The sequence below is a fragment of the Mycolicibacterium sp. ND9-15 genome (assembly GCF_035918395.1).
GTDB lineage: Bacteria > Actinomycetota > Actinomycetes > Mycobacteriales > Mycobacteriaceae > Mycobacterium.
Window position 1 is genome coordinate 3,255,499 of record NZ_CP142362.1, and the last position, 22,595, is coordinate 3,278,093.

Annotated in this window: 6 protein-coding genes and 2 pseudogenes; 3 read left to right on the forward strand and 5 right to left on the reverse strand. The window is 64.9% G+C overall.

Annotation, left to right across the window (positions count from 1 at the left end):
• Nucleotides 1-26: 26 nt before the first annotated feature.
• Entirely contained in the window at nt 27-1,295 is a 1,269-nt protein-coding gene (locus QGN32_RS15715; RefSeq protein WP_326549099.1) for a glycosyltransferase, read from the reverse strand.
• A gap of 515 nt (nt 1,296-1,810) precedes the next feature.
• On the opposite strand from QGN32_RS15715, the gene QGN32_RS15720 reads away from it, so the two are divergent.
• Nucleotides 1,811-15,778, forward strand: coding sequence for a non-ribosomal peptide synthetase (locus tag QGN32_RS15720; RefSeq protein ID WP_326545281.1), 13,968 nt, complete (start codon nt 1,811-1,813; stop codon nt 15,776-15,778).
• A 21-nt stretch (nt 15,779-15,799) separates the two neighbouring features.
• Here the strand turns inward: QGN32_RS15720 and QGN32_RS15725 are convergent, their stop codons facing one another.
• Both QGN32_RS15725 and QGN32_RS15730 read right to left on the reverse strand, forming a co-directional pair.
• Nucleotides 15,800-17,047 (reverse strand): IS701 family transposase, encoded by a 1,248-nt coding sequence (locus tag QGN32_RS15725; protein WP_326549100.1) that lies wholly within the window; start codon nt 17,045-17,047, stop codon nt 15,800-15,802.
• Nucleotides 17,048-17,227: 180 nt separating this feature from the next.
• Nucleotides 17,228-17,494 (reverse strand): annotated as a pseudogene (locus QGN32_RS15730) (IS1634 family transposase); the annotation flags it as partial.
• Nucleotides 17,495-17,654: 160 nt separating this feature from the next.
• On the opposite strand from QGN32_RS15730, the gene istA reads away from it, so the two are divergent.
• A complete protein-coding gene (istA, locus tag QGN32_RS15735; RefSeq protein WP_326545282.1) occupies nt 17,655-19,268 on the forward strand; it encodes an IS21 family transposase in 1,614 nt (537 codons plus the stop codon).
• Nucleotides 19,269-19,273: 5 nt separating this feature from the next.
• Nucleotides 19,274-20,077, forward strand: coding sequence for an ATP-binding protein (locus QGN32_RS15740; protein WP_326549101.1), 804 nt, complete (start codon nt 19,274-19,276; stop codon nt 20,075-20,077).
• A 61-nt stretch (nt 20,078-20,138) separates the two neighbouring features.
• On the opposite strand, the pseudogene QGN32_RS15745 reads toward QGN32_RS15740, so the two are convergent.
• A pseudogene (locus QGN32_RS15745) lies at nt 20,139-20,813 on the reverse strand (IS1634 family transposase); the annotation flags it as partial.
• 455 nt (nt 20,814-21,268) lie between these two features.
• The gene (locus QGN32_RS15750) at nt 21,269-22,519 is read right to left on the reverse strand and encodes an IS256 family transposase (RefSeq protein WP_115326418.1); all 1,251 of its coding nucleotides are present in this window, start codon (nt 22,517-22,519) and stop codon (nt 21,269-21,271) included.
• Between the last annotated feature and the right edge of the window lie 76 nt (nt 22,520-22,595).

Sequence of the window (22,595 nt, forward strand, 5' to 3'; positions counted from 1 at the left end):
ATATCTTGCCGGTCCGTGTTCGCCGATCAGCCGACATGCCGAATGCGGACGAAACTCTCGATGAGATCAGCGGCGGCCGAAACACTCGCGGCGGGTTGACTCATCTGGGTGGCCATCTCGCGGGCTCGAGCCGCGTACTCCGGGGCGAGAATCCGGCGGAGGTCGGCGACCAGCGATTCGCGGGAAGTGGCCGAAAGACGCCGCGCGAAACCAACTTTGCGTCGTTTGACCTGAACTCCCCAGAGCGTCTGATCGAGATCGGTCGAGAGGATCAGTGTAGGCAGGCCGGCGCGCAGGCCTGCAGCCGTGGTGCCTGCGCCACCGTGGTGAACGACTGCGCGGCAGGCGGGAAGCGTAGCCGCGAAGTTCACCGCATCCACAACCTTGACGTGCTCCATGTGCGGAACGTGGCCGAAGTCAGTCCCGCCGGCGCAAACTAAAGCCCGCTCTCCCAACTGCTCGCAGGCTGCGCCGATCATCGTGACCGTCTCGGCCGCAGACTCGACCGGTAAGCTGCCGAAGCCGAAGTAGATCGGCGGTTTCCCCCTCGCCATCCACGACGCGACCTCGTCGTCGGCATTCGTGGTCAACTCCAGGGTCAACGCGCCGACAAGTGGACGTCGTCCGTCCCGCTCCGACCACTCGGCGGCCAATCCTGGGAACCAGACCTCGTCATAGGCCTGAACTTCCAGCGAGCCATATGTCGAAATTCGTCGAGCCGTGGGCGCGTTTGCCGGTGTCAAGCCCAGCTCACGGCGCTGCGCGTCCTCGACCCTCTTTATCACGCGCCAAGACAGCCACTCGTTGAGAGACATTGCTGAGCGGGCCAATGGTGAGGGCAATGCCGGAAGGAGTTGACCATTTGCCCGGATCGGGAAGTAATGCAGCGTCGCGAAAGGAATCCGGTGATGCTCCGCGACGTTGGCTGCAACCTCCTCGAAGACCAGGCCTGCGATCAGCAGGTCGGACCCGTCGACCAGCGAAGTGAGCGTCGAACTCATCTCAGCCCAGCCCCTGGTCCTGGGCTCCCAAGCCTCATGCCACAGCTTTGTTACTTCTTTGATCTTCCAAAAGCTGCGAAAGAAGCGCGCCCAGAAGTTGCGGTGGGAGTCGACAACCGTGTGTAGATCGGGCCCGTAGGCCACCGCTGGTAGGCCGACCGTCTCGACGAAACCGATGAGGTCGGGCGGGACGGCCATGTGAACGTCGTGGCCTCGGCGCAGTAGTTCCCGGCCGACAGCGGCGCTGGGCTCGATGTCACCCCGAGTTCCGTAAGCTGCCAGCACAATTTTCATCGCGGCGATCGTAAACGCTACTTCGCCCAGCGTGCTCAGCGGCCCGAGGGGCGAGGCCCGGTGTTTGCTTAGGCGCGGCTCTGGGCAACACGGACCGCGTCTGCGCAAACAGCCTTTACACAGCAGTTTTACAGGGTTAGATCGGCTCGGTGTATCTTTCGCGTTTCAGTAGTCGTAATTGCACGTAACTGTCGGGAAACTCGCTCGCCGACTCCATGCTCTCCGTTAGGGTTTTGAGCCGTCGGGGCGTGTCACCTACACTCCCAGGAGAATGGATGAAGGCCGGTTTCCTTGAGGCCGAGCGTCGCAGTTCGCTCGTGTCGGTAAACGACACGGCAACAGGCTGTGGGTGGCCTTTGCCTGCGTACGATCGATTGCGGGACCTCGGGCTGCGGATGGTAACGATTCCAGGATTTTCATCGAAAAGGACTAGGCGGGCACACGGCCAAGACGTCCTGTGCATGAGCCCGGCAAAGTGCTCCTGACCATTAGGTCTCGCGGTTGTAGGGGGTGGGATGGAAGTCGATGACCGAACATACCCATTAACACGCGGACAACTCGATATATGGCTTGCACAGGAAACCGGTCGATCTGAAACCGAGTGGCAGCTCGGTGTGTTGGTGCGGATCGAGGGGCCGGTAGAGCGTGGTTGGCTCGAGCACGCGGTTCGTCAGGTGGTGGGCGAGGCCGAACCGCTGAGAGCGGCGTTCTTCGAGGTGGACGGCAGGGTTTTCCAGAGGGCCGTCGACTATCCGGAGGTCGAGCTTGCGTATCACGATCTCGCCGGCTCCCAGGATCCTGGTCGGGACGTCTATCGAGTAGCGTCCTCAATTCAACGCGTACCGATGCCGTTAAGTGGTCCGCTTTTCAAATTCTCCCTGCTGCGCGCCAAGCCGGACGAATTTTATTTATTCGCCTGCTGCCACCACATAGCGATCGACGGAATCGGTCTTGCGCTTGTTTGCCATCGAATCGCCGACGTCTATTCCGCACTTTCTTCGGGAGAGTCGCTTCCGCCCGCCTTTTTCGGATCACTGGGCGATCTGATCGAATGCGAATCAAAGTACGAAGCTTCCGATGACTACGACGACGATCACGCGTATTGGAGCAGGCACCTGCCGTCGGAGGGTGTACCGATTTACCCCTCGACGCAAAGCGCGGTCGATCGTGAACTGGATGACTCCTTCGTACCCGTTCGATTGGATTCCTTCGCCGTTGATCATATCGACGAATTGGCGCGGTCGTTGGGGGTGCGTCGCTCGTCGGTGATTACGGCGGCCTGCGCACTGCTGGTGCAGGGACGTGACGGACAGAGCTCCGAGATCGCGCTCGACTTCCCGGTGAGCAGGCGCGTGCTACCTGAGTCGAAGACGGTGCCCGGGATGATCAACGGGGTCGTGCCCTTGGTGTTGAATGCCTCGCCGGGATCGACCATCGCTAAATTTTGTGAGCACGTCGACTCGCGGATGCGCGAGGCGCTGCAACATCAACGCTTCCCGGTGCGAAGAATTGAAGGCGGTGCGCGATTACGCGAGTCTGGCGAAGCGCCAAATCGCGTTGTTGTCAACATCATCCCGGCGGCGCCTATAAGCCATTTCGGTCGTGCTGCTGCATCGGGAACCTTGACTCATGCCGGCCTTGGGAATCAGTTCGGGCTCGTCTTCTTCAGGGCCGGGGATCAGCTGTTCTTCAGCACACCGGGCAAAGGGCAGCTCATTCCTAATTGTGATGTCCGTCAATTAGCGAGGCGCCTGGAGCGTGTGGTGGTGGCGATGGCTGCTGATCCGGTGCGGTTGGTGTCGTCGGTGGGGGTGTTGGGTGAGTTTGAGTTGGCTCGGTTGGATGAGGTTGGTAATCGGGGTGTGTTGAGTCGGCCGGTGGGGTCGGCGGTGTCGGTTCCGGGGTTGTTTGGCGCGCAGGTGGGGCGGGTGCCGGGTGCGGTGGCGGTGACTGGTGGTGGCCGGTCGGTGAGCTATCGCGAGCTTGATGAGGCCTCGAATCGGGTGGCGTGGTTGTTGGCTGGTTTGGGTGCTGGTCCGGGGCAGTGTGTGGGGTTGTTGTTGTCGCGGTCGGTGGAGGCGGTCGTGGCGATTTTGGGGGTGCTCAAGTCGGGGGCGGCGTATTTGCCGATTGATCCGTCATCGCCGGATGGGCGGGTCGAGTTCGTGGTGGGCGATGCCGCGCCGGTGGCGGTGCTGAGCTGTGCTGATCTGGTGGATCGGTTGGGTGGGTGTGCGGTGGCGGTGGTCGATGTTGCCGATCCGCGTATCGACGCCTATCCGGGCACGGCGTTGTCGGGGGGTCCGGGTGCTGATGATGTGGCGTATGTGATTTACACCTCGGGCACGACGGGTGTGCCTAAGGGGGTGGGGATCACGCATCGCAATGTGACGTCGTTGTTGGGGTCGCTGCAGGATGCGGGGTTGCCCGGTGCTGGGGTGTGGGCGTTGTGTCATTCGTTGGCGTTCGATGTGTCGGCGTGGGAGATCCTTGGTGCCCTGTTGGGTGGGGGCCGGGTGGTGGTGGTTGCTGAGCAGGTGGTGGCCTCGCCGGGCGATTTCCATGACGTGTTGGTGGCCGAGGGGGTCAGTGTGTTGACCCAGACTCCGTCGGCGGTGGCGATGCTCTCGCCGCAGGGGTTGGAGTCGGTGACGGTGGTGATGGCCGGGGAGGCGTGCCCGCCTGAGGTGGTGGATCGGTGGGCGCCGGGGCGGGTGATGCTTAATGCGTATGGGCCGACCGAGACGACGATGTGTGTGGCGATCAGTGCGCCGTTGAGGGCGGGCGCGGCGGTGGTGCCGATTGGTTCCCCGGTGGCTGGGGCGGCGTTGTTTGTGCTGGATGCGTGGTTGCGTCCGGTGGCTGCCGGTGTGGTGGGTGAGTTGTATGTGGCCGGTTCGGGGGTGGGGGTCGGTTATGTGGGTCGGTCGGGGTTGAGCGCTTCGCGGTTTGTGGCGTGTCCGTTCGGTGGTGTTGGGACCCGGATGTATCGCACCGGGGATCTGGCGCGCTGGGATGGTGATGGGCAGCTGGTCTATGTGGGCCGTGCTGATGAGCAGGTCAAGATCCGCGGGTATCGCATCGAGTTGGGTGAGGTTCAGGCTGCGCTGGCCGCATGTGATGGTGTTGAGCAGGCGGTGGTGGTCGCCCGTGAGGACCGTCCCGGTGATAAGCGTTTGGTCGGCTACATCACCGGCACCGCGGATCCGGGTGTCGCGCGTGAGGTGCTGGCGCAGCGGTTGCCGGGCTATATGGTGCCCGCGGCGGTGGTGGTGATCGATGCGTTGCCGTTGACGGTCAATAACAAGCTTGATACCCGGGCGTTGCCGGCTCCGGAGTATTCCGATGGTGATCGGTATCGGGCGCCGGGCACTCCTGCTGAGGAGATTGTGGCCGGTATCTATGCCCGGGTGTTGGGTGTGGAGCGGGTCGGGGTCGATGACTCGTTTTTCGATTTGGGTGGCGATTCGCTGTCGGCGATGCGGTTGATCGCGGCGGTCAACGCCGGTCTGGATGCCGGGCTGGGGGTGCGTGCGGTCTTCGATGCGCCCACGGTGGCGCAGTTGGCGGCCCGGGTCGGTGAGGGCGGGGTTGGCGCGGTGGCGCCGTTGGTGGCGCGGCCACGGCCGGCGGTGGTGCCGTTGTCGTTTGCCCAGCAGCGGTTGTGGTTCTTGGATCAGTTGCATGGGCCTTCGCCGGTGTACAACATCGCCACGGCGTTGCGGCTCGACGGGCCCCTGGATGCCGAAGCGTTGGGGGCCGCACTGGGCGATGTGGTGGCCCGGCAGGAGAGCCTGCGCACGGTGTTCGCCGCGCCCGAGGGGGTGCCCCAGCAGGTGGTGGTGCCTGCCGAGGGGGCCGACTTCGGCTGGCAGGTCATTGATGCCGGCGGCTGGTCGGCGGCCCGGCTGGAGCAGGCGATCGGCGTGGTGGTGCGCCACAGTTTTGATCTGGAGCGCGAGATCCCGTTGCGGGCAATGCTTTTCCGCATCGCTGAGGATGAGCATGTGTTGGCGGTGACGGTGCACCATATCGCTGCTGATGGGTGGTCGGTCACCCAGTTGGCCGCTGATCTGGGGTTGGCCTATGCCAGCCGCTGCGCCGGGCAGGCTCCGGGTTGGGCGCCGTTGGCGGTGCAGTATGTCGATTACACGTTGTGGCAGCGTGAGCTGTTGGGTGACCTGGATGATCCCGACAGCCGTATCGCGGCGCAGCTGGCCTATTGGGAGCAGGCGCTGGGCGGGTTGGCTGAGCGGTTGGAGTTGCCCACCGATCGGCCCTATCCGGCGGTGGCCGATTACCGCGGTGCCAGTGTGGGACTGCATTGGCCGGTGCAGCTGCAGCAGCAGCTGCAGCGGGTCGCCGATGAGTACCACGTGACCGGGTTCATGGTGGTCCAGGCCGCCCTGGCGGTGTTGTTGTCCCAACTCAGTTCCAGCACCGATGTGACGGTGGGCTTCCCGATCGCTGGGCGCGGGGATCCGGCCCTCGATGAGGTGGTGGGGTTTTTCGTCAACACGTTGGTGCTGCGGGTGGATCTGGGCGCGGATCTGAGCGTGGCCGAGTTGTTGGCTCAGGTGCGTGCGCGCAGCCTGGCCGCTTACGAGCATCAGGATGTGCCCTTTGAGGCGTTGGTCGATCGGCTCAACCCGGCGCGCAGTCTGACTCATCATCCGCTGGTGCAGGTGATGCTGGCCTGGCAGAACTGGCAGGACAGCGATGCGGTGGCCGGGTTGAGTTTGGGTGCGGCGCAGGTCAGTCAGATGCCGGCCGATACTCGCACCGCGCGGATGGATCTGACGGTGTCGCTGGGGGAGCGCTGGACCCCAACCGGTGCGCCCGAAGGGATTTCGGGGACGGTGGAGTTCCGCACCGATGTCTATGACGCGGCCAGCATCGAGGTGCTCATCGAGCGTCTGGGCCGGGTGGTGGCGGCGATGACCGCCGATCCCACCCGGGCGTTGTCGTCGGTCGATGTGCTCGATGCCGCCGAACATACCCGCCTCGACGCGGTCAGTAACCGGGCGGTGTTGAGCGAACCGGTCAGCGCCTTGCTGCCCTCGATTCCGGGGTTGTTCGCCGCGCAGGTGGCCCGCGTACCCGAAGCCGTCGCGCTCAGCTTCGAGGGCCGTTCGCTGACCTACCGCGAACTCGACGAGGCCGCTAACCGGGTGGCCCACCTGCTGGCCGCCCACGGCGCGGGTCCCGGACAGACGGTGGCGCTGCTGTTTTCCCGCTCGGCCGAGGCGATCATCGCGATGCTGGCGGTGCTCAAAACCGGGGCGGCCTACCTGCCGATCGATCCGGCTCACCCCGACGCGCGCATCGAGTTCATGATCACCGACGCCACACCCGTCACCGCACTGTCGACCACCGCACTGGCCGGCCGCCTGCATCATGCCGGGCTACCGGTCATCGACATCACCGATCCGCGCCTGAGCATCCAGCCCGCCACAGCACTATCAGCACCACACCCCGACAACATCGCCTACATCATCTACACCTCCGGAACCACCGGCACCCCCAAAGGCGTCGCCGTGGCCCACCACAACGTCACCCAACTACTCCACACCCTCGACACCGAGTTGGAACTCGAAGGGCAGGTCTGGTCGCAGAGTCACTCCCTGGCCTTCGACTTCGCAGTCTGGGAGATTTTCGGTGCCCTGCTCCACGGCGGGCGACTCGTCATCGTCCCCGAGATCGTGGCCCGCTCACCCGAAGACCTCCACCACCTCCTGGTCACCGAACACGTCACCATCCTCAGCCAAACCCCATCGGCGTTCTATGCGCTGCAGACCGCGGATGCGCTGCAGCCCGAACTGGGGCAGCAGCTGAAGCTTGAAACCGTGGTGTTCGGCGGCGAAGCGCTTGAACCGCAACGTCTTCGCGGCTGGCGGGACACTCACCCGGGATCGCCGCGCTTGATCAACATGTACGGCATCACTGAGACCACCGTGCATGCCTCGTTCCGCGAGATCGTCGATGGCGACGTCGAGCGCAGTGCCAGCCCGATCGGCGCGCCCTTGGCTCACCTCGGCTTCTTCGTGCTCGATCGGTGGTTGCGGCCGGTGCCGGCCGGTGTGGCCGGTGAGTTGTATGTGGCCGGCGCTGGATTGTCGTATGCCTACTTGGGCCGGTCCGCGTTGAGCGCTACTCGGTTTGTGGCCTGCCCGTTCGGTGGGCCCGGGTCGCGGATGTATCGCACCGGAGATCTGGTGCGCTGGAATGCTGATGGGCAACTGCAGTACCTGGGTCGCGCCGATGAGCAGGTCAAGATCCGCGGTTACCGCATCGAACTCGGCGAGATCCAGGCCGCGCTGGCCGCCCTCGACGGAGTGGAACAGGCCGCCGTCATCGCCCGCGAGGACCGCCCCGGCGACAAACGACTCGTCGGCTACCTCACCGGCACCGCAGACCCCGCCAAGACGCGCGCCCTGCTGGCCGAACAGCTGCCCCCCTACATGGTGCCGGCCGCCGTGGTCACAGTGGACACGCTGCCACTGACCGTCAACGGCAAACTCGACAAACGCGCCCTGCCCACACCCGAATACACCGACGTCGACCACTACCGCGCCCCCACCACCCCCACCGAGGAGATCCTCGCCGGCATCTACACCGACGTGCTCGGCGTTGAGCGGGTCGGGGTCGACGACTCCTTCTTCGACCTGGGTGGCGATTCACTGTCGGCGATGCGGGTGATCGCCGCGGTCAACACCGGCCTGGATGCCGAACTTACGGTGCGAACCATCTTCGATGCGCCGCGGATCGCGCAGCTGGCATCCCGCATCGGTGAGAGTGAAAACAGCCCGGCGCGGTTGACGGCCCGGCAGCGGCCCGCGGTGATTCCGTTATCGTATGCGCAGCAGCGGTTGTGGTTCCTCGACCAATTGCAGGGACCGTCACCCGTGTACAACATGGCGACCGCGCTTCGATTGACCGGCCCCCTCGATGTCGAGGCGTTGGGTGCGGGGCTGACCGACGTCGTCGGTCGCCAGGAAAGCCTGCGAACCGTATTCGCCGAGTCCAAGGGCGTGCCCTACCAGGTGGTGGTACCCGTCGAGCGGGCCGATTTCGGATGGCAGGTCGTCGATGGCACCGACTGGTCGACCGAGCAAGTGGACCGGGCGATCGACGCGGTGGCACGTCGCAGCTTCGATCTGGCACGCGAGATCCCTTTGCGGGCGATGCTTTTCCGTTTCGCCGAGGACGAGCATGTTCTGGCGGTCGCCGTGCACCACATCGCCGCCGATGGGTGGTCGATCGCGCCGCTGATGCATGATTTGGGCCAGGCCTATATCAGTCGGTGTGCGGGGCGGGTTCCCGATTGGGTGCCGCTGCCGGTGCAGTATGTCGATTACACGCTGTGGCAGCGCGAACTTTTGGGCGACCTCGACGATGTTGACAGCCGCATCAACGCACAGCTGGACTATTGGGAGCAGGCCCTTGCGGGGCTGCCTGAGCTGCTCGAGTTGCCCACCGATCGGCCGTATCCGCCGGTGGCTAATTTCCATGGAGCCACTGTGACCGTGGAATGGCCGGCCGAGTTGCAGCAGCGGATTGCCCGGGTGGCCCATGAGCACAATGCGACCAGCTTCATGGTGCTGCAGGCCGCGCTCGCGTTGCTGCTGTCGGGCTTGGGCGCCAGTACCGATGTGGCGGTGGGCTTTCCGATCGCCGGACGGCGGGATCCGGCCCTCAACGAGCTGGTGGGGTTCTTCGTCAACACGCTGGTGTTGAGGGTCGATCTCAGCGGGGCCCCCACTGTCGCCGAACTGCTGGGCCAGGTACGCCAGCGCAGCCTGGCTGCCTACGAACACCAGGATGTGCCGTTCGAGGTGCTGGTGGATCGACTCAACCCGACTCGGAGCCGGACCCACCATCCACTTGTGCAAGTGGCGCTCGCTTGGCAGAACCTCGCCGGGGATCCCACCGCCGAGTCGACACTGGGCGAGGTTCAGGTCAGCCGGATGCCCGTGGACACCCAGACCGCTCGGATGGATCTGATGTTCTCGCTGGGTGAGCGCTGGACCGAAACCGGTGAGCCAGCCGGGATTTCCGGGTCGGTGGAGTTCCGCACCGATGTGTTCGACGCGGCCAGTGTCGAGGTGCTGATCGAGCGGTTGCGGCGTGTGGTGGTGGCGATGGCTGCTGATCCGGTGCGGTTGGTGTCGTCGGTGGGGGTGTTGGGTGAGTTTGAGTTGGCTCGGTTGGATGAGGTTGGTAATCGGGGTGTGTTGAGTCGGCCGGTGGGGTCGGCGGTGTCGGTTCCGGGGTTGTTTGGCGCGCAGGTGGGGCGGGTGCCGGGTGCGGTGGCGGTGACTGGTGGTGGCCGGTCGGTGAGCTATCGCGAGCTTGATGAGGCCTCGAATCGGGTGGCGTGGTTGTTGGCTGGTTTGGGTGCTGGTCCGGGGCAGTGTGTGGGGTTGTTGTTGTCGCGGTCGGTGGAGGCGGTCGTGGCGATTTTGGGGGTGCTCAAGTCGGGGGCGGCGTATTTGCCGATTGATCCGTCATCGCCGGATGGGCGGGTCGAGTTCGTGGTGGGCGATGCCGCGCCGGTGGCGGTGCTGAGCTGTGCTGATCTGGTGGATCGGTTGGGTGGGTGTGCGGTGGCGGTGGTCGATGTTGCCGATCCGCGTATCGACGCCTATCCGGGCACGGCGTTGTCGGGGGGTCCGGGTGCTGATGATGTGGCGTATGTGATTTACACCTCGGGCACGACGGGTGTGCCTAAGGGGGTGGGGATCACGCATCGCAATGTGACGTCGTTGTTGGGGTCGCTGCAGGATGCGGGGTTGCCCGGTGCTGGGGTGTGGGCGTTGTGTCATTCGTTGGCGTTCGATGTGTCGGCGTGGGAGATCCTTGGTGCCCTGTTGGGTGGGGGCCGGGTGGTGGTGGTTGCTGAGCAGGTGGTGGCCTCGCCGGGCGATTTCCATGACGTGTTGGTGGCCGAGGGGGTCAGTGTGTTGACCCAGACTCCGTCGGCGGTGGCGATGCTCTCGCCGCAGGGGTTGGAGTCGGTGACGGTGGTGATGGCCGGGGAGGCGTGCCCGCCTGAGGTGGTGGATCGGTGGGCGCCGGGGCGGGTGATGCTTAATGCGTATGGGCCGACCGAGACGACGATGTGTGTGGCGATCAGTGCGCCGTTGAGGGCGGGCGCGGCGGTGGTGCCGATTGGTTCCCCGGTGGCTGGGGCGGCGTTGTTTGTGCTGGATGCGTGGTTGCGTCCGGTGGCTGCCGGTGTGGTGGGTGAGTTGTATGTGGCCGGTTCGGGGGTGGGGGTCGGTTATGTGGGTCGGTCGGGGTTGAGCGCTTCGCGGTTTGTGGCGTGTCCGTTCGGTGGTGTTGGGACCCGGATGTATCGCACCGGGGATCTGGCGCGCTGGGATGGTGATGGGCAGCTGGTCTATGTGGGCCGTGCTGATGAGCAGGTCAAGATCCGCGGGTATCGCATCGAGTTGGGTGAGGTTCAGGCTGCGCTGGCCGCATGTGATGGTGTTGAGCAGGCGGTGGTGGTCGCCCGTGAGGACCGTCCCGGTGATAAGCGTTTGGTCGGCTACATCACCGGCACCGCGGATCCGGGTGTCGCGCGTGAGGTGCTGGCGCAGCGGTTGCCGGGCTATATGGTGCCCGCGGCGGTGGTGGTGATCGATGCGTTGCCGTTGACGGTCAATAACAAGCTTGATACCCGGGCGTTGCCGGCTCCGGAGTATTCCGATGGTGATCGGTATCGGGCGCCGGGCACTCCTGCTGAGGAGATTGTGGCCGGTATCTATGCCCGGGTGTTGGGTGTGGAGCGGGTCGGGGTCGATGACTCGTTTTTCGATTTGGGTGGCGATTCGCTGTCGGCGATGCGGTTGATCGCGGCGGTCAACGCCGGTCTGGATGCCGGGCTGGGGGTGCGTGCGGTCTTCGATGCGCCCACGGTGGCGCAGTTGGCGGCCCGGGTCGGTGAGGGCGGGGTTGGCGCGGTGGCGCCGTTGGTGGCGCGGCCACGGCCGGCGGTGGTGCCGTTGTCGTTTGCCCAGCAGCGGTTGTGGTTCTTGGATCAGTTGCATGGGCCTTCGCCGGTGTACAACATCGCCACGGCGTTGCGGCTCGACGGGCCCCTGGATGCCGAAGCGTTGGGGGCCGCACTGGGCGATGTGGTGGCCCGGCAGGAGAGCCTGCGCACGGTGTTCGCCGCGCCCGAGGGGGTGCCCCAGCAGGTGGTGGTGCCTGCCGAGGGGGCCGACTTCGGCTGGCAGGTCATTGATGCCGGCGGCTGGTCGGCGGCCCGGCTGGAGCAGGCGATCGGCGTGGTGGTGCGCCACAGTTTTGATCTGGAGCGCGAGATCCCGTTGCGGGCAATGCTTTTCCGCATCGCTGAGGATGAGCATGTGTTGGCGGTGACGGTGCACCATATCGCTGCTGATGGGTGGTCGGTCACCCAGTTGGCCGCTGATCTGGGGTTGGCCTATGCCAGCCGCTGCGCCGGGCAGGCTCCGGGTTGGGCGCCGTTGGCGGTGCAGTATGTCGATTACACGTTGTGGCAGCGTGAGCTGTTGGGTGACCTGGATGATCCCGACAGCCGTATCGCGGCGCAGCTGGCCTATTGGGAGCAGGCGCTGGGCGGGTTGGCTGAGCGGTTGGAGTTGCCCACCGATCGGCCCTATCCGGCGGTGGCCGATTACCGCGGTGCCAGTGTGGGACTGCATTGGCCGGTGCAGCTGCAGCAGCAGCTGCAGCGGGTCGCCGATGAGTACCACGTGACCGGGTTCATGGTGGTCCAGGCCGCCCTGGCGGTGTTGTTGTCCCAACTCAGTTCCAGCACCGATGTGGCGGTGGGCTTCCCGATCGCTGGGCGCGGGGATCCGGCCCTCGATGAGGTGGTGGGGTTTTTCGTCAACACGTTGGTGCTGCGGGTGGATCTGGGCGCGGATCTGAGCGTGGCCGAGTTGTTGGCTCAGGTGCGTGCGCGCAGCCTGGCCGCTTACGAGCATCAGGATGTGCCCTTTGAGGCGTTGGTCGATCGGCTCAACCCGGCGCGCAGTCTGACTCATCATCCGCTGGTGCAGGTGATGCTGGCCTGGCAGAACTGGCAGGACAGCGATGCGGTGGCCGGGTTGAGTTTGGGTGCGGCGCAGGTCAGTCAGATGCCGGCCGATACTCGCACCGCGCGGATGGATCTGACGGTGTCGCTGGGGGAGCGCTGGACCCCAACCGGTGCGCCCGAAGGGATTTCGGGGACGGTGGAGTTCCGCACCGATGTCTATGACGCGGCCAGCATCGAGGTGCTCATCGAGCGTCTGGGCCGGGTGGTGGCGGCGATGACCGCCGATCCCACCCGGGCGTTGTCGTCGGTCGATGTGCTCGATGCCGCCGAACATACCCGCCTCGACGCGGTCAGTAACCGGGCGGTGTTGAGCGAACCGGTCAGCGCCTTGCTGCCCTCGATTCCGGGGTTGTTCGCCGCGCAGGTGGCCCGCGTACCCGAAGCCGTCGCGCTCAGCTTCGAGGGCCGTTCGCTGACCTACCGCGAACTCGACGAGGCCGCTAACCGGGTGGCCCACCTGCTGGCCGCCCACGGCGCGGGTCCCGGACAGACGGTGGCGCTGCTGTTTTCCCGCTCGGCCGAGGCGATCATCGCGATGCTGGCGGTGCTCAAAACCGGGGCGGCCTACCTGCCGATCGATCCGGCTCACCCCGACGCGCGCATCGAGTTCATGATCACCGACGCCACACCCGTCACCGCACTGTCGACCACCGCACTGGCCGGCCGCCTGCATCATGCCGGGCTACCGGTCATCGACATCACCGATCCGCGCCTGAGCATCCAGCCCGCCACAGCACTATCAGCACCACACCCCGACAACATCGCCTACATCATCTACACCTCCGGAACCACCGGCACCCCCAAAGGCGTCGCCGTGGCCCACCACAACGTCACCCAACTACTCCACACCCTCGACACCAACCTGCTTCAGGAATCGCAGGTCTGGTCGCAGTGGCATTCGTATAGCTTCGACGTTTCGGTGTGGGAGATTTTCGGTGCCCTGCTCCACGGCGGGCGACTCGTCATCGTCCCCGAATCCACCGCCCGCTCACCCGAAGACCTCCACCACCTCCTGGTCACCGAACACGTCACCATCCTCAGCCAAACCCCATCGGCCGTTGGGCTATTGGAATCTGACGGGCTGGAATCGACGGCGCTGGTGGTGGCCGGGGAGGCCTGCCCCGCCGAAGTGGTCGATCGGTGGGCCGCGGGGCGGGTGATGATCAACGCCTACGGCCCGACCGAAGCCACCGTCTATTCGACGACGAGCGCTCCGCTGGTGCCCGGAGGTGACGTGCCCATCGGCTCGCCGGTACCGGGAGCGGCGTCGTTCGTACTCAATCAGTGGCTTCGCCCCGTGCCCGCCGGTGTCGTCGGCGAGTTGTATGTGGCCGGTTCCGGGGTTGCGGCCGGTTATCTGCGGCGGGCAGGGCTGACGGCTTCATGGTTCGTGGCCTGCCCGTTCGGTGGGCCCGGGTCGCGGATGTATCGCACCGGAGATCTGGTGCGCTGGAATGCTGATGGGCAACTGCAGTACCTGGGTCGCGCCGATGAGCAGGTCAAGATCCGCGGTTACCGCATCGAACTCGGCGAGATCCAGGCCGCGCTGGCCGCCCTCGACGGAGTGGACCAGGCCGCCGTCATCGCCCGCGAGGACCGCCCCGGCGACAAACGACTCGTCGGCTACCTCACCGGCACCGCAGACCCCGCCAAGACGCGCGCCCTGCTGGCCGAACAGCTACCCCCCTACATGGTGCCGGCCGCCGTGGTCACAGTGGACACGCTGCCACTGACCGTCAACGGCAAACTCGACAAACGGGCCCTGCCCACACCCGAATACACCGACGTCGACCACTACCGCGCCCCCACCACCCCCACCGAGGAGATCCTCGCCGGCATCTACGCCGACGTGCTCGGAGTTCGCGTCGGTGTCGAGGCCTCATTCTTCAACCACGGTGGGGATTCGCTGATGGCGGTTCGATTGATCAAGAGGATCAACCAGGAATTCGACGTCGATCTCCCGGTTCGTGTCATATTCGACGCGCCGTCCATCACGAAACTGGTCGATCGGTTGGTCAGCCACGAGAGCGAGCGAGAACTTGGGTCCAATCGACCCACCTTCGTGTCCCTGCATGGCCGCGGCGTCACCGAGGTGCACGCCGCCGATCTCAAATTGGACAAGTTTATCGATGCCCACACCCTGGATGCGGCGCCGACGCTGCCGCGCACCGGCACCGAGGTATGCACGGTCTTGCTGACCGGAGCGACCGGCTTCCTGGGGCGTTATCTGGCTCTTGAGTGGCTGCAGCGGATGCAGTCGGTCGACGGCACGCTCATCTGCCTGGTGCGTGGTGAATCCGATGCGGACGCCCGACGCCGCTTGGACGCCACTTTCGACAGTGGAGATGCGGAACTGCTGGCGCACTATCAGCAACTTGCCGCTGATCACCTGGAGGTCGTCGCCGGTGACAAGGCCGAATCGGACCTCGGACTGGATCGGCAGACCTGGCAGCGGCTCGCTGACACCGTCGATCTCATCGTCGATCCGGCTGCGTTAGTCAACGGGGTGCTGTCGTACAGCGACTTGTTCGGACCCAACGTTGTGGGCACTGCCGAGTTGATCCGGTTGGCGCTCACCACGAAACTCAAGCCCTTCGCCTACGTGTCGACGGCCACCGTGGGAGATCAGATCGAGCCGGCAGCGTTCACCGAGGATGCCGATATCCGCACCATCAGTCGCACACGGACGATCGACCACAGCTACGGCAATGGCTATGGGAACAGCAAGTGGGCGGGTGAGGTACTCCTACGCGAAGCCAACGAGCTCTGTGGACTGCCGGTGGCGGTGTTCCGTTGCGACATGATCCTGGCCGATGTCAGCTACGCGGGTCAGCTCAACACGTCCGACATGTTCACCCGGGGGATCCTGAGCTTGGTGGCCACTGGTATTGCGCCCGAGTCCTTTTACCAGCTCGACGGCGACGGGAAACGGCAACGCTCACACTTCGACGGGCTGCCAGTGGAATTCGTCGCTGAAGCAATCGCCACGTTGAGTGCTGAGATGGGCGCCGGTGTTGATACCTATCACGTGATGAACCCGCACGACGACGGCATCGGGTTCGATCAGTATGTCGACTGGTTGGTGGAGGCTGGTTACCCGATCCAGCGCATCAGTGACTTCGGCGAGTGGTCGAAGCGGTTCGAGGCCGGCTTGCGTGCGCTGCCGGATCGACTGCGCCGGCACTCGGTGCTGGAGGTGTTGGAGTCGATGGCACGAGATTCCAACGGCCTGCAACCGGCAGAGCCACTGTCCGGATCGCTTGCACCGGCGGACCGGTTCCGTGCTGCGGTGCAACAGGCCAAAATCGGCTCTGGCAATGGCATTCCGCACATCTCGCCGGAGATCATCACGAAATACGTCACTGACCTGAAACTGCTCGAATTGCTCTAATACTGCAGCCGTAGATCGGGATCATTGGTGTTCGCGTCGTCGGTAGTGGGATTGTCGGGCGCGGTATTGATGTCGTCGGCGCCATCGTGACCAGGCCAGCAGCGTGGTGATGGTGTGGTTGGTGGCCAGCAGGAGAGCGTCGAAGAGTCGACGAAACTCGTTGACGGTCAATGCGATCAGACCGGCAGGGGTGGGTGTGGTGGTGCGTTTGACCGCGGTGGTGACGGCCAGGAACGCGTGAGCGAGCATGGCCAGCGTGGTCCAGCGATACCAGGATCGCCAGCGCCGGACCTGGTGTTGATCGAGTCCGACCAGGCCTTTGGCGGCCTGGAACGATTCCTCGATGCGCCACCGTTGGCCGGCCACCGCTACCAGGGTGCGCAGCGGCACTGGCCGCGGTGAGTAGCAGCGCAGGTAGGCATGCTCACCGGTGACATCGTTGCGGCGGATCAGCAAATGGTGCATCCCCTTGTCGGCGTCGTCTTCGGGCAGCAGCCGAAACCACGCCCACGAGTACAGCCGCGGGCCGTGTGCGCCGGCGCCGGCGGAGTGGCGCTGCCAGGCCCGTGCGGGAATCAACGCGGGTAGCGCGTCGACGCGAATCGGGCCGGCGTGGGTGGGGACCCGTCGGTTGGCCGCCACGGCCAGCACATAGCCCAGCCCATGGCTGCGCACGGCGGCCCGCAATCGTGGGTCAGCGCCATAGACTTCGTCGCCGGCCACCCATGCCGCCGGTACGTTGGCGGTGACCGCGCGGTCAATCAACGCCGTGGCCAGTCTCGGCTTGGTGGCAAAGCCCCTGTCTTGCTGCGGGATTCCGGCTTGATTGCAGCGATCGGAATCCTCGGTCCACGACTTGGGCAGGTAGAGGGCGCGGTCGATCAGGGCGTGCCCGCGGGGTGCGGCGTAGGTCAGATATACCGCGACTTGGGAGTTCTCGATGCGGCCCGCGGTGCCCGAGTATTGCCGCTGCACCCCGACCGACTGTGTGCCCTTCTTGACGTCACCGGTCTCGTCGACTACCAGGATTGCTCCCGGATCGCCGAACGCGTCGACGACGTAGCCGCGCAGGTCGTCGCGGACGGCGTCGGCGTCCCAGCTGGCGCGCGCCAGCAGATGCTGCAGACCATCGGGCGTGGCGGCGCCGCGGTGTTCGGCGATGGTCCAGCAATTCTTGCGGTCCAGGCCCGAGACCATTCCCAGCATGAGTTCGCCGGCATGGCGCAAGGGTTCATATCGGGCAAAACGCGGCGCGATCCGATCGATCATCGCCGAGTACTCAGTCCACCACCGATCGGGGTCTACGCTGGCGACCGCGGTGACCGCGGCCAGTTCTATTGTCTTCACAAACATCGAATGGTGCCGCGGTCACCGCTCTGACCAGCGTAGACACGCCCACAACCGCTAGCCCCGATCTACAGCTGCAGTACTAACCCGACTTGGCTCAATTTAGTGCGCATCGTCGGTGCGGATTTTGAGCAGAGCGGCGCGGAGGTCGTCGGGTAGCGGGTCGGCCGCGGTGAGGGTTTGGTTGCCTGCTTGAATTTTCACGGTGCGGTAGCGGCGTGCGGTGCGGACGAATTTCTTGATGCTCCAGCTGGTTTGGGTCTCGATGTGGTGGCTGACGGCCATCGCGGCGACCACGATGCTCAGGTGGGCTTCGATGGAATCGCGCAGGTGGTGATAGATCGGGCGGGCTTGCAGGTCGTGTTTGGTGTCGCCCGCCACGGTGATGGGACCGGTTTGAGCTGGGTTTAGCCACGGTCATGGGACCACCTGATTGCCAGTAATGGGACCACCGGCGTGTCGCGTCGGGGGCCGCTCGATAACTGGATCGGATCGCTTTCACATCGAAGTCATGTGAAGGGGTCCGCGGATGTTTCGGGAGGTTTCTGTGATCGAGATTCGTGAAGTACTTCGGACGTGGCTGGCAGGCCAAGGGCTGCGGGTGGTGGCCACCCAGGCCGGGGTGGATCGGAAAACCGCGCGTCGCTATGTCGAGGCCGCGGTTGCCGCGGGGCTGGATCGGGCCGGTGGGGTCGATCAGCTCGACGACGCGCTGATCGGCGCGGTGGTCACTGTGGTGCGCCCGGACCGCCCCCACGGGTATGGGCAGGTGTGGAAAGTGCTGTGCGCCAACCACGATCAGGTCAACAAGTGGGTCGACAAGGGCCTGACGGTGGTCAAGATCGGCGACCTGCTGGCCCGCCAGGGCGTGATCGTCCCGCAGCGCACGTTGCACCGCTACTGCCAGGAACACACCAAGTATCAGGGTCGCCGCCGTGGTGGCACGGTGCCGATCGTCGACGGTGAACCTGGGATGGAATGCCAGATCGACTTCGCGCGGATGGGCATGCTGTTCGACTCGGTGACGGGCAGGCGTCGGGTGGTGCATGCGTTGATCTTCACCGCGGTGTATTCGCGGCACATGTTCGTGTGGTTGACGTTCTCCCAAACCCTGACCGCGGTGATCGACGGCTGCGAAGCGGCCTGGGATTTCTTCGGTGGCGTCTTCAAAGTCCTCATCCCTGACAATATGAGTACGGTTGTGGCCCATGCCGATTCGGTGAACCCTCGGTTCACCGTCGGATGGCTGGAATACGCCCAGGCCCGCGGATTCGCCACCGACCCGGCCCGGGTCGCCCACCCGCAAGACAAACCGCGTGTCGAGCGGATGGTGCAGTACGTGCGCAACAACTTCTTCGCCGGCGAAGAGTTCACCGACCTCGCCGACGCCCAGGACCGCGCCCAGGTGTGGTGCGCCCAGAAAGCCGGGCTGCGTATCCACGGCACCACCTGCGCCCAGCCGGCAGTGGTGTTCGCCGAGCACGAAGCGCCAGCGTTGTTGGCGGCCCCGTCGGGGCGGTATGCGGTGCCGGTGTATGCCGAGGTCAAAGTGGCCCGCGACTACCACGTTCAGTTGGGCAAGGCGTTGTATTCGATCCCGCACCACCTGCGCGGCCAGACGCTCTCGGCGCGTGCCGACGGTGAGTTGGCCAAGTTCTATCATCGCGGGCAGTTGGTGAAGACTCATCCGCGTCAACCCGCCGGAACCCGGTCCACCGACCCGGCTGATCTGCCCGCAGACAAGACCGGCTACGCGATGCGGGATCTGCACCGACTGATCGCCACCGCGGCCGCTCACGGCCCCAATATCGGCATCTACGCCGAACGCCTTCTCGACCACGACCTGCCCTGGACCAGGATGCGGCAGGTGTATCGGCTGCTCGGACTGGTCAAACGCTACGGCCCAGCCCCGGTGGACACCGCCTGCGGCCGCGCTCTGGATCTCGATGTCGTTTCCATGACCAAGATCGCCGCCATGCTGGAGCAAGCCATCGAGAACACCCCGGTGCCGCCGCCGCGGGCCGCCTCCGGACTGGCGGCCGCCCGCTTCGCCCGCGATCCCCGCGACTACCGACCCACGCCCCGACCGGACTGGTTGCACGTCATCGACGGCGGCAACACCGACACCGAAGATGGGCAGTGACCGCCATGGCCACTACGTCGAAACCTGCTGTCAATGACCCGATCTCAACAGATTTGAAGAAGGTGATGCGACAACTCAAACTCTCACCGATACTCGACACTCTGCCCGACCGGCTCGCCCTCGCGCGTCAACAACACCTGTCCCACGCCGCGTTCCTGGAGCTGGTCCTCGCTGACGAAGCCACCCGCCGCGACACCAGCTCCGCCGCGCGGCGAGCCCGCACCGCCGGCCTGGATGCCGCCATGCGGCTCGACACCTGGGACGAAGTTGCTGCGGTGCGCTACGACCGAACCCTATGGACCGATCTGACCAGCCTGCGGTTTCTCGACGCCGCCCACGGCGCGGTGATCCTCGGGGCCGTCGGCGTCGGCAAAACTCACCTCGCGACCGCGCTGGGCCACATCGCGGTGCGCCGCCGCATCCCGACCCTGATGCTGCGTGCTGATGCAATGTTCAAGCGACTCAAAGCATCTCGTCTCGACAACAGCACCGAAGCCGAGATGCGGCGCCTCACTCAAGTCCGCCTGCTCATTATCGACGATTTCGCACTGCAACCGCTCGACGCCATGGCCACCGCCGACTTCTACGAACTGGTTGTCGCCAGACATCAACGCAGCGCGACCATCGTGACCTCCAACCGCGGACCTGACGAATGGATCTCTGTCATGACCGACGCGATGCTCGCCGAATCCGCCGTCGACCGACTGACCTCCACCGCGCACGAACTCATCGTCGAAGGACAGTCTTACCGACAGCGTCAAAAGCCCTCAGTTGACAGCCCGCCGTCAACCACCGATCATCCCCACTGAGCCAAACAGGTGGTCCCTACCCCGTGGCTAAACGCTGGTCCCATCACCCTGGCGAATGACAGTGTTTGGACATCCGGAAGGACTTCTCGATGTGCCACAACTGGTGGTAGGCATCGATGACGAACGTCGAGGACGCGCTGGTGAGGTTGGTGGTGTAGCCCTTCCAGCCCGCCAACGCTCGAGTTTTGGCCTCCAGCGTGCGATTGACCGACTTGGTGGCGCCGGACAGCTGGATGTAGCGGTTGCGTTTGACCGGGGCGTGCCCGTCGACGGCGCGTTCGGCCTTGCGGACCTGCTCATCGATGCCGCGCAGGGTGCGCCGGGCCCGGTCTGCGCGGAATTGGTAGTAGATGACCCGGTCGGGGATGCCGCGGGTCTTCTCGGCGCTGGTGGCCGGCCAGGGCTGGGTCAGCACCAGCCCGTCGGGGATCGCCTCACCTGCGTGGTTGTCGCGCCATTCGCGCACCACATCGGGCAGAAACGGGATGCGGGTGCCCAGGATGAACGACAGCCCGGCGGCTTTGATCGCGACCTGGTTGGCCTCGGAGATCATGCCGGCGTCGGCGACGACGGTGACGTCGGTGAGCTGGTGGGCGGTCTTGAAGGCGTTGATGACCGGCAGCATGGTGGCGGTCTCGGCCTTGTTGCCCTCGAAGGCCTGCACGGTCAGTGGGAACCCGGCGGCGTCGGTCAACAGTCCGAGGGTGATCTGGGGTTCAAGGCGGCGTTCCTTGGAGTTATGCCGACGTCGGCATAACTCCAATTATCCCGAGGTCGTGGTTATGCCGAGCCTGGGGCAGTCGTGGTGGTGTTCGTGCAGTTCGGCGGAGGTTTCGAGGCTGGCTCGCGCGGCATAATCGCCCTGCGCGAAGACATGGTGTGTCTTTCTGATGGTGCATTGCTTTGCCTATCAGGAGGAGGAATCCATGAGTCCCACACGCAGTACCGATGCCGGTGATCGTCTGGCGTGGATCGGTGACGTGCTCGTCGAGTACGAACGGTGGCTGGATCGTCAGCGGGGTTTGGCGCCAGTGACGGTTAGCAACTACAGCAAGTCGGTTGCGCAGTTCCTCAGGACAACGTTGACCCAGCCCGCCGAGGTCTCGGTGAGCCTTCGACAGAGTCCCGTGGCGTGGTGGACTTCGGATCGGCGTGGGTGTACGCGTAGTGATCAACGAGTCGTGGTGAATGCTAGGCGATTTGGCGCTGTTCGGCGAGGGCTTTGGCGGCGGGTTCAGCGGCGGCCTGTTTGGCGGCGATGACTTTGCGCAGCTCGACCATCGAGATGTCGGAGAGGTAGCGGCGAGTGACTTGCCATTCGTCGTGGGCTTCTATGACCACCGCGGTCGCCAGTCGTAGGAACGCCGCAGGGTTGGGGAAGATTTCTACCACGTCGGCGCGGCGTTTGATCTCTTTATTGAGCCGTTCGATGGGGTTGTTCGACCAGATCTTTTGCCAGTGCGCCCGCGGGAACGCGGTGAACGCCAACACATCGGTTTTGGCCTCATCCATCATTGTCGAGATTTTCGGAAAGCTCGCCGAGAGCGTGTCGGCTACCTGATCCCATTGAGCGGCGACCTCGGCGGGATCGGTGTGGGCAAAGATCGTCTTGACCGCCGCCGTGACCGCCGGGGCATGTTTGGCCGCGACCGCGCCGTGCAGGTTGCGCATGAAATGCACCCGGCAGCGCTGCCACGACGATCCGGCGAACTGCTGGGCCACGGCGGCTTTGAGGCCCGCATGGGCATCGGAGATCACCAGATGCACCCCGGTCAGGCCGCGCGCTTTGAGCGAGCCCAAAAACTCGCGCCAGAACTCGAAGGATTCGCTGTCACCCACGGCCGTGCCGAGCACTTCGCGGGTGCCGTCGATGGACACCCCGGTGGCCACGATCAGCGCTTGGGACACCACATGGGCCCCGACGCGGACCTTGCAAAACGTGGCATCGCAAAACACGTAGGGGAACTGGGTGTGAGTCAGCCTGCGGGTCCGAAACGCCTCGATCTCCTTATCGAGACCGGCGCAGATACGCGACACCTCGGACTTGGAGACCCCCGAGCCGACGCCGAGGGCAGCAACCAAGTCATCGACGCTGCGGGTGGAGACACCGTGGACGTAGGCCTCCATGATCACCGCGTGCAGCGCTTTGTCGATGCGGCGGCGCCGCTCAAGCAGCGACGGGAAGAACGAGCCGGCCCGCAGCTTGGGGATCTTGACCTCGATGTCCCCGGACGTCGTCGACACCGTCTTGGCCCGATGCCCATTGCGGTGCGTGTTGCGTTGCTCGCTGCGTTGATAGCGCCCGGCCCCGATCGCCTCAGCGGCCTCGGCCTCGATCAACGCCTGCAGTCCAGCACGGATCAACTCGGCGAACACCGCGCCCGCATCAGCGGACTTGAGCGCATCGAGCTGGGCGAGCAAGGCAGAATAGTCCTGGGTCATCGCGTGGTGCGTCCTTTACTTGAGTCACTTTGGTCGGTAACTCAATGACCACTACGCGATGCCCCACTTCAAGAGG

What these genes read in the sequence shown, in the direction of transcription:
- istA (WP_326545282.1), top strand. Translation starts at nt 17,655, where the DNA reads ATGTTTCGGGAGGTTTCTGTGATCGAGATTCGTGAAGTACTTCGGACG.
- QGN32_RS15740 (WP_326549101.1), top strand. Translation starts at nt 19,274, where the DNA reads ATGGCCACTACGTCGAAACCTGCTGTCAATGACCCGATCTCAACAGAT.
- QGN32_RS15715 (WP_326549099.1), bottom strand. Translation starts at nt 1,295, where the DNA reads ATGAAAATTGTGCTGGCAGCTTACGGAACTCGGGGTGACATCGAGCCC.
- QGN32_RS15725 (WP_326549100.1), bottom strand. Translation starts at nt 17,047, where the DNA reads ATGATCGATCGGATCGCGCCGCGTTTTGCCCGATATGAACCCTTGCGC.
- QGN32_RS15750 (WP_115326418.1), bottom strand. Translation starts at nt 22,519, where the DNA reads ATGACCCAGGACTATTCTGCCTTGCTCGCCCAGCTCGATGCGCTCAAG.
- QGN32_RS15720 (WP_326545281.1), top strand. Translation starts at nt 1,811, where the DNA reads ATGGAAGTCGATGACCGAACATACCCATTAACACGCGGACAACTCGAT.